At 67.5% G+C, this 8,649-nt stretch carries 8 protein-coding genes and 2 pseudogenes; 5 read left to right on the top strand and 5 right to left on the bottom strand.

Annotation, left to right across the window (positions count from 1 at the left end; all coding sequences use genetic code 11):
- Window positions 1-67: 67 nt before the first annotated feature.
- The 5 genes from AB0H52_RS31035 to AB0H52_RS31015 form a co-directional block, all read right to left on the bottom strand.
- Window positions 68-757 carry a transposase gene (locus tag AB0H52_RS31035; RefSeq protein WP_357951826.1) on the bottom strand — a complete coding sequence of 230 codons (690 nt, stop codon included), beginning with the start codon at window positions 755-757 and terminating at the stop codon, window positions 68-70.
- Window positions 758-976: 219 nt separating this feature from the next.
- Window positions 977-1,195 carry a transposase family protein gene (locus AB0H52_RS31030; protein ID WP_225854820.1) on the bottom strand — a complete coding sequence of 73 codons (219 nt, stop codon included), beginning with the start codon at window positions 1,193-1,195 and terminating at the stop codon, window positions 977-979.
- Window positions 1,196-1,672: 477 nt separating this feature from the next.
- On the bottom strand, window positions 1,673-2,548 hold the full coding sequence (locus AB0H52_RS31025) for a hypothetical protein (RefSeq protein WP_151492845.1): 876 nt from the start codon (window positions 2,546-2,548) through the stop codon (window positions 1,673-1,675).
- Between the two features lie 34 nt (window positions 2,549-2,582).
- The gene (locus tag AB0H52_RS31020) at window positions 2,583-2,732 is read right to left on the bottom strand and encodes a hypothetical protein (RefSeq protein WP_192580496.1); all 150 of its coding nucleotides are present in this window, start codon (window positions 2,730-2,732) and stop codon (window positions 2,583-2,585) included.
- A 481-nt stretch (window positions 2,733-3,213) separates the two neighbouring features.
- Entirely contained in the window at window positions 3,214-4,299 is a 1,086-nt protein-coding gene (locus AB0H52_RS31015; protein ID WP_151492847.1) for a Zn-dependent alcohol dehydrogenase, read from the bottom strand.
- A gap of 355 nt (window positions 4,300-4,654) precedes the next feature.
- Here AB0H52_RS31015 and AB0H52_RS31010 point away from each other — a divergent pair, with 355 nt between their 5' ends.
- The 5 genes and pseudogenes from AB0H52_RS31010 to AB0H52_RS30990 all read left to right on the top strand — a co-directional run.
- Complete coding sequence (locus AB0H52_RS31010) at window positions 4,655-4,927, top strand: hypothetical protein (protein ID WP_151492848.1); 273 nt, start codon at window positions 4,655-4,657, stop codon at window positions 4,925-4,927.
- A 590-nt stretch (window positions 4,928-5,517) separates the two neighbouring features.
- Window positions 5,518-5,607 (top strand): annotated as a pseudogene (locus tag AB0H52_RS31005) (hypothetical protein); the annotation flags it as partial.
- A 157-nt stretch (window positions 5,608-5,764) separates the two neighbouring features.
- A pseudogene (locus AB0H52_RS31000) lies at window positions 5,765-6,700 on the top strand (acyltransferase).
- On the top strand, window positions 6,701-6,976 hold the full coding sequence (locus AB0H52_RS30995; RefSeq protein ID WP_151493400.1) for a hypothetical protein: 276 nt from the start codon (window positions 6,701-6,703) through the stop codon (window positions 6,974-6,976).
- 201 nt (window positions 6,977-7,177) lie between these two features.
- The coding region (locus tag AB0H52_RS30990) for a Clp protease N-terminal domain-containing protein (RefSeq protein WP_357951822.1) at window positions 7,178-8,649 on the top strand (1,472 nt) is incomplete at its 3' end.

The following is an 8,649-nucleotide window of genomic DNA, read 5'->3' as shown; positions in this document are numbered from 1 at the left end:
AAAGATCATCAGAGTCGCGCTCGTCCCACAACTACCTTGGACCCATCCTGAACCTGGACAGAACATCTCAAGCCGGAACAACGCCGGGGCCGTGGGGCAGGTCGGAGGCGGCGCAGCGGGCGTAGAAGCGGTGCAGGAGCCGGTGGACGTGTTCCCGGTCGGGTTGGGTGCGGGCGGTCGAGAGCAGGTCGAGCAGGTCTTCTTTCGCGTTCCACGCGGCCAGGATCGGGGCGCCGAGCTTGGCGGGCAGGGCTTGGAGGGTGTCAACGAGGCGATCGACGTGCTTGCCAGGCACGCGGGCAGCGGAGCGAGTCAGCCGGTTACGCATCTGCCATTCCGGGTCGCTGCCACGGCCGCGGCGCCCGCGTTGGGTCAGCGTCATACGGCGGCGGACCTCGGTGACGGCCCGGTTGGCCAGTTGCACGACGTGGAAGTGGTCGACGACCAGCACCGCGTGCGGTAGCGCCTGCCGGATCGCGGACTTGAACACGGTGCACATGTCGATCGCCACCGCCTGAACCTGATCACGCCAGGCTTGCGGGCGCCCGGTCAGCCAGCCCGTGACCGCCGCCGTGTTACGGCCTTCGACCTGGGCGAGCAGCCCTTGTCCGCCGGACAGATCACAGAATCCCACGTGCCACCGGTCTGCGGTTGTGGTCCAGGATCCAGCCTGTTCGTCCCATGTCCAGTGCGGCTTGCCACGGCGAACCTCGTCGATGCCCAGCACCGCGACCGGCCCAGGTTCGGCCGGCAGCACCGCGTTCGCGTGGGCGGTGAACGCCTCGGCGACGACCGGCCACGAGATGCCATGATCCCGGGCCGACTGCACGATCGTGCGCCCGCCGTCGGCGACCGCCGCACCTGCCGCCTGCCGCAACCGGGTGGTCAGCCGGGCACGAGCCGGGACCTGAGCGACCTGCTCGGTGAACGACCTGCGCGGACAGGCCGGGGTCGGGCAGTACCAGCGGCGTTTCCGTCAGCGCAACCGCGCCGGCCGCCCGGCGACCGGCAGGTCCCGCGGCCGGGTCACCGTCCACTGCTTCACCCGCACCGCCCTCTGCCCGCATTGCGGACAGCACCGTGCCAGCTCACACCCGGTGGACAGGTCCATCACCGGGACACCCGCGGCGTCCAGTTCCACCCGCTCGGCGACCAGCCCGTCCAGCCACAACAACCGGGTCGTATCGTTGACCATGCTCGCAGCTCTTCACTCGTGACCATCCGACTTAGACACTCAGATGATCATCGATGAGCTGCGAGCCCTTCACATTCGGGTCGGCTTCAGGCGCAAACCCCGCTCAACTTCGAAGTGCCCCGATGACAGTTGCGTGGCGCGCGGGAACCGGGGTGGCAATGTCGTACTCGCGGCCGTCCGGGTTGTACGTCGGCACATTCCGGACGGTAATCGGACTCGGCAGCGTCTCTTCGAGTTCAACAAATGCGTATACGTGAGGGGATATCAGCAATGGGTGCGCCCGCGGCTTGGTCCTTTACCGAGCGAGCTCGAAAGGCGCCCTCGGCGCACGATTGTGCGTGAGTTTGTCAGCCCCACCTGCGCCCGGCTCACCACATGCGCCCGGCCCCCTCGTTGAAGTTCTTCCCGTACTCCTCCAGCGCCGCGCGAACTCGGTCCTCGTCCCCACAAAACAGGTTCGCCCGCAATGGGCCCACATCACGCCCTGCGCGGAAAACTCCTGGGCGAAATCTTTGACAGCGTTGCCGTAATGGTGGGCGGACCGCCACATCGAGCGCCCGAACCACTGGGATCGAACCCAGTGGCGATCCTCAAATGATGCAGCAATCCGAACATCGATCGCATCCGTTGAGAGCAGGCCGAGCATGACCTCGGCGCGATCGAACTCCGAGTCGTAGGCGTCCTGGTCCGGCAGTTGATCGAAAATAGGGGCCGAAGAATGCGATGCACCCACTCCGCGATCGGCCTGTGGTACTTACCCTGCCGCTTCTGCGTGAAGTCTTCAAGAGCATCGCCCAAGCTGCTCTCCGTGATCGCGGCGCGGGCCAAAGTCGGAGCGACCAGATCGCCTGTGTTGCTGAAAGACGCATAGCCCTCCACCGTGGAGGCCAGGCTGGTGAGCAGGTCCGCCGCGGCGACCGCGATGGCCTGCGCCCGTCCGGGCGCGGCATGGGCGTCTCGACGGATGTCGCCGGCGGCCACGGTGACGACCTTGGCGGCCTGACGCATTGCGGCGACCCGTTCGGTCCGGCCGACCGGAGGCGCCGCCGGCAGCAGCGTGGGAGTGCCCCACCGCAGCCGCAGGTTCGGCAGGGTCATGTCGGGCGCCAACCGGCCCCCACCGAAATACACCGGCTGCCCGGCGGCGGTGCGTACGCCGAGGAGGGCCACCGCGTACCCAGTGATCCGCCGGGGATTGGTGGTGCTGTACCGGAGCCGGACCAGGATCCCCGCCCCGCGTAGCCGGGCGAAGAACTCGTCCTGCGACCCCGCCGCAGCTACGGCCGTGGCTACCCGCCGCCGCAGCTCATCCCGGGGCGTCTGAGCGTGGGCGGTGCGGCGGGCCTTGCTCACCTCGGCGGGGTGAGGGCGGCGGTGCGCGGTGCGGTCAGCGGGACCCGACGCTGCGGTTGTAGCGGCGGACGACGTTGTAGGTGGCTTTGACGCAGTGCGGGTAGTCGTTGCGCAGCCAGTCGGTACGGCCGTCCTCGCGCGCCAACGTGGCGACGATGTGTACGTGGTCGTCAGCGTGGCGCATGGCGATACCGCAGGCCCGGCTCGATGACGGTGGTGGCAACGCCCACCTCGGTGAGCCGTGGAAAATGCGGCGGCGCCGAGTGCCGTCGAGGCGAGCCCGGCCAGAATCACCAGCAGTGCGATGCCGCGGCCCGGCCCGGTGCCGATCAGCGCCCCTGCCGTGGCGGCTAGCGGCCCGCCGTCGCGCATCCACGGCTCGAACAGCCCGCCGGCGAGCGGCCCGGCCGCCAGGAACCCGACCGGCACCATCAGCCAACTCAGCATGATCCCGGTCGCGAGGACCCGACCCTGCAGCTCCAACCCGACCTTCGCCTGCACGATCGCGAGCCAGTGCGCGTTGAGCACCGCCAAGGCAGGGACACTGGTCACCGAAACAGCCCCTGGTAGTTGATGCTCCTCCCTGGACAAGAAGATCATCGACCAAGGGCTGTTACCGTCATCGGTCGGTGCCCCCGCAAGACCCCACGGGTTGAAGATCAAGCTCAGTCGTCGAAGAGCACCACTTGGCGAATCACGTCACCCTTCTCCAGGGCGGACACCGCGTCGTTCAATTCGTCGAACTGGATGCGTCGGTTGATCAGGCTCTCGATGTTCAGCCGACCCTGACGGAACAGGGCGATCAGGCGGGGCAGGTCGCGACGGAGGTCGGAGCTGCCGTAGACGCTCGGCACCAGGTTACGGGCGCGGAAGAGCAGCTCGAACGCATTGATCTGCACCAGGTCGTCCGCGGCGCCGGCACCGACGATCACGGTGTCTCCGCCACGCCGGGTGACGTCCCAGGCCGCCTGGATGGTCGCGGCCCGACCGACCGCCTCGAAGACGTAGTCGAAGCCCCGCCCACCGGTGACGGCGTCATGGGTGGTGCGCAGATCATCCGGGGTGATCGCGTCCGTGGCACCGAGTTCCATCGCGACACCGTGCTTGGCCCGGTTGGGGTCGACCGCCACGATCCGCGCCGCGCCCGCGATGCTCGCGCCCTGGACGACGGAGAGCCCCACGCCACCCAATCCCAGCACCGCCACCGATGATCCCGCTCGAACCCGAGCAGTGTTGATCGCCGCTCCGACGCCGGTGGAGACTCCGCATCCGAGCAGCGCGGCGTACTCGAACGGGATGTCGTCGTCGATTCGTACGGCCGCCTCCCAGGGGACGACGATCTGCTCGGCCCAGGTGCCGGTGCCGGCCATGCCGAACGCTGGCGTGTCGCCGACCGCGAACCGCGCCTTACCGAAGAGGTCCGACATGTAGGTCATACAGAGGTGGGCCTCGCCGTTGACGCAGTCGGGGCAGCGCCCGCAGGCCGGAATCCAGTTCACCACGACGTGGTCGCCCACCTGGACCCCGGTCACACCCGGGCCCACCTCGCAGACGATCCCGGCACCCTCGTGGCCGACGATCATCGTGCCCTGGCTGGGCAGACCACCGGCTACCACCGACAGATCCGAGTGACACACCCCGGTGGCCTTGATCTGTATCTTCACCTCGCCCGCGTCCGGGCCCAGGGCAGTGACATCGTCGCGGAGATCCAGGGACGGACCGCCGCCCGGGTGCAGGACCGCTGCTCGCACTTCGCCCTCCAAGGCTGTCGGTAGACAGTTTGCAAATTACCCGCGCCGCGAATATCTCTATTGAACGCGCAATCTAACCTAAAGGACCGGGACGCGGGCAGGCAAGGTCACTCGTATTGACGGCAGAGCAACGTCCGCAGCATGTGCCGCTAACGCTGCACCGACATCGACAAACGCAGCATTGCTCGCTTCTCACCCACCGAATAATGTGTGGTCGTAACCTGCACTCACAACTCACTCAGGTGCCGTGAGGACGAGCATGGCACCCGCTGACGAAGCCCGCCCCTATCCGTTCCACGCGGACGACGCGCCACCGATCCACGAGTAGTACGCCCGCCTGCGTCGCGATGCCCCGATGAGCCTGGTCCGAATGCCGTTCGGGGACGAGGCGTGGTTGGCGACTCGCTACGCCGACGTCGAGTGGGTGCACAATGACCTCAGGTTCAGCCGCGCCGGGGCGAGTGAGCGCGACCAGCCGAGGGCCTCTCCCGTGATGCCCGAGGAGAACATCCTCGGGCTGGATCCGCCCGACCACAACCGGTTGCGACAATTGGTCTCGCGCGTCTTCACCGCACGGCGGGTCCGGCTGATGCGCCCGTTGATCCAGCGCATCACGGACGACCTGTAGGACCGGATGGCGGCGCAGGGACCGCCGTGGGACCTGGTCGGCGACTTCGGCGTACCGTTTGCCATCGGGGTGATCGCTGACCTGTTCGGCGTACCCGAGGCGGACCGGCCGCAGTTCGCGCAGTGGTCCCAGGCGATGACCGCGACCTGCTCGATGCCTCTGGAGGTGGCGCAGGAGCATGTGCGGCAACTCCAGGAGTACGTCGCGGATTTGTTCATCCAGCGCTTGTCGTCGCCCACCGATGACCTGATCGGCGCTCTGATCGAGGGCTACCAGGCGGACTCCCGGGTGGACGAGCACGAGGTGATCACCCTGGCGCGGCTGATGCTGGCCACCGGTCACGGCAGCGTCAGCTACCAGCTGGCGCACTGCTCGTACTTCCTGCTCAGTCACCCGGCGCAGCTCGCGCGGCTGGCGACCGAACCTGGTCTGATCAACCTGGCTGTCGAGGAACTGCTGCGGTACGCGAAGACCGACGAGGCCGCCGTCTTCGCCCGCTGTGCGACGCAGGACATCCGGGTCGGCGAGCTGGTGGTAAGGCCGGTGAGGCGGTACTGCCGTCGCGCATCTCCGCGAACCACGACGACGAGGTGTTCACCGATCCCGACGTGCTCGATCTCGCCCGGGCCAGAAATCCGCACCTCGCGTTCGGGCACGGGCCGCATCACTGCCCCGGCGCGCACCTGGCCCGGGCGGAGTTGCAGATCGCCCTCGGGTCGCTGATGTCCCGCTTCCCCACGCTGCGCCTGGCGGTCGAGCCGAAGGATGTGAAATGGGAGTCCGGCGGCCTGGCCCGCGAGATCAGCGCCCTTCCGGTCGTCTGGTGACCACCTTGCCATGACAGACAACCCGGTTGCCCAAAGACTGCCCTCTCTCACCGGCCTGAGATTTGTCGCGACAACACTGGTCTTCGCCTGCCACATCGCGGTCATCACGCAATTCATCGACGGTTCGCTCGGCAGTTTCGTCGCGTCCGCGTTTCCACTCGCCGGCCCGTACGGTGTCGGTCTCTTCTTTGTTCTGAGTGGTTTCGTGTTGACCTGGACCGCCCGGAAGGCGGACCGCACGACGAGTTTCTGGCGGCGACGCGTCGTCAAGATCTATCCGAGTCATTTGGTGACCTTCGCCCTGGCCGCCGCGCTCACCGTCGTGGCCGGGCGGGCGACCGGCCTACTGGACTGGGTGACGAATCCTCTGCTGTTGCACCCGTGGGTGCCGAGCCTCAACACCAGCACCTCGTTCAACGGGGTCAGCTGATCCCTCTCCCGCGAACTCTTCTTCTACCTCGCCTTCCCGCTGCTGCTGCCGCTCCTGGACCGGACCCCGGCCAACCGGCTGTGGTGGACGATGGGTTCGTTGGCCGTCCTGATGACCGGGGCAGCCCTGATCGCGCAGTTCCTGGTGAACGACCAGCCCCGGCTGACGATCATCGCCAGCGGGTCACTGTCGTTCGGCCAGATCTGGTTCGTGTACTTCTTCCCACCGGTGCGGGCGCTTGAGTTCGTGGTCGGCATGACGCTCGCCCGGTTCGTGCTGGCCGGTCGTTGGCCGCGAATCGGCCTGCTACCTGCGGCCGGCATCGCAGTGGTCGGTTACGGGTTCGTCCTTACCGCTCCCTATCTGTTCGCCACCGGCGGGCTGGCCTCGCTGTGGCTTGTACCGCTGATCGCCGCGGCGGCCACCGCCGACCTCCGGAACCGACCGTCCCCCCTGCGCCATCGGGCCATGGTGCGGCTGGGAGATCTGTCGTTCGCCTTCTACCTGGTGCACTGAATGGTGGTCATCGCCGGTACGCAGGTGATCGGCGCCGAGACCAGATTCGGGCCGCTCGGCTCGGCAGCGGCGGTCGCCGCGCTCTTCGGCGTGGCGCTGGCCTTGGCCTGGGCACTGCATCAGAGGGTGGAGATGCCGATGGTGCGACGGTTCGGGCGCCATCGTCCGGCAGCCCAGTCCGACCGGCCGGAGCTGCCACCCGACCTGGTCGACGGCCCGGCGTCGGCCGTTGGTCGGCCTCGACGTGCCGAGCGGAGCGGAACACCGCGCCGGTAGTCACTCGTGGCACCGGTGTCGATTCAAGTGATGCGTTAGTATTGCCTTGGGTAGAGCGCCTGCCCGCGCCACGAGTGGCTGCCCACGCCGACCATTGCGACGTGGCCAAGAGTCTCAGACTCAGCGCATGATCTTCGCTTCGGTGCGTTCAAGTGCCGTCCGTCGACGGGTAGCGTGGGTGCCCGTGAGGGGCGTGAGGGCATGTTCGAGCGGTTCACCGACCGAGCGCGACGGGTTGTCGTCCTGGCCCAAGAAGAGGCCCGGATGCTCAACCACAACTACATCGGTACGGAACACATCCTGCTGGGCCTGATCCACGAAGGTGAAGGCGTCGCGGCAAAGGCCCTGGAGAGCCTCGGCATCTCCCTGGAGGGCGTCCGCCAGCAGGTCGAGGAGATCATCGGCCAGGGCCAGCAGGCGCCGAGCGGGCACATCCCGTTCACGCCGCGGGCCAAGAAGGTGCTGGAGCTGTCGCTGCGCGAGGCGCTGCAGCTCGGCCACAACTACATCGGCACGGAGCACATCCTGCTCGGGCTGATCCGTGAGGGCGAGGGCGTCGCCGCCCAGGTGCTGGTCAAGCTCGGCGCCGACCTCAACCGGGTCCGCCAGCAGGTGATCCAGCTGCTCTCCGGCTACCAGGGCAAGGAGCCCGCCGCCGCGGGTGCCGCGCCGGGTGAGGCCGCGCCGTCGACCAGCCTGGTGCTGGACCAGTTCGGCCGCAACCTGACCCAGGCCGCCCGTGAGGGCAAGCTCGACCCGGTCATCGGGCGCGAGAAGGAAATCGAGCGGGTCATGCAGGTGCTCTCCCGCCGTACCAAGAACAATCCGGTCCTGATCGGTGAGCCCGGCGTCGGCAAGACCGCCGTGGTGGAGGGACTTTCCCAGAAGATCATCAAGGGCGAGGTGCCCGAGACTCTCAAGGACAAGCAGCTCTACACGCTCGACCTGGGTGCGCTCGTCGCCGGTTCCCGCTACCGCGGTGACTTCGAGGAGCGCCTCAAGAAGGTCCTCAAGGAGATCCGCACCCGCGGCGACATCATCCTGTTCATCGACGAGATCCACACCCTGGTGGGTGCGGGTGCCGCCGAGGGCGCGATCGACGCGGCGAGCATCCTCAAGCCGATGCTGGCCCGTGGTGAGCTGCAGACCATCGGCGCCACCACCAGTGACGAGTACCGCAAGTACGTAGAAAAAGATGCTGCGCTTGAGCGCCGTTTCCAGCCTGTTCGGGTCGAGGAACCCACCCTCGAGATGACGATTCAGATCTTGAAGGGTCTGCGCGACCGGTACGAGGCGCACCACCGGGTGAGCATCACCGACGCCGCTCTGGTGGCGGCCGCGACGCTTGCCGACCGGTACATCTCCGACCGTTTCCTGCCGGACAAGGCGATCGACCTGATCGACGAGGCCGGTGCGCGGATGCGGATCCGTCGGATGACCGCGCCGCCAGACCTGCGTGACTTCGACGAGCGCATCGCCCAGGTGCGCCGCGACAAGGAGTCCGCGATCGACGCCCAGGACTTCGAGCGTGCCGCGCAGCTGCGCGACAAGGAGAAGCAGCTGCTGGGTCAGAAGGCGCAGCGGGAGAAGGAGTGGAAGGCCGGTGACCTGGACGTCGTCAGCGAGGTTGACGACGAGCAGATCGCCGAGGTGCTCGGCAACTGGACCGGCAT

The sequence above is a fragment of the Micromonospora sp. NPDC050695 genome (assembly GCF_040654415.1).
GTDB lineage: Bacteria > Actinomycetota > Actinomycetes > Mycobacteriales > Micromonosporaceae > Micromonospora.
Note: the sequence above shows the minus strand (reverse complement) of the source record. Positions and strands in the feature narration are given on the sequence as shown.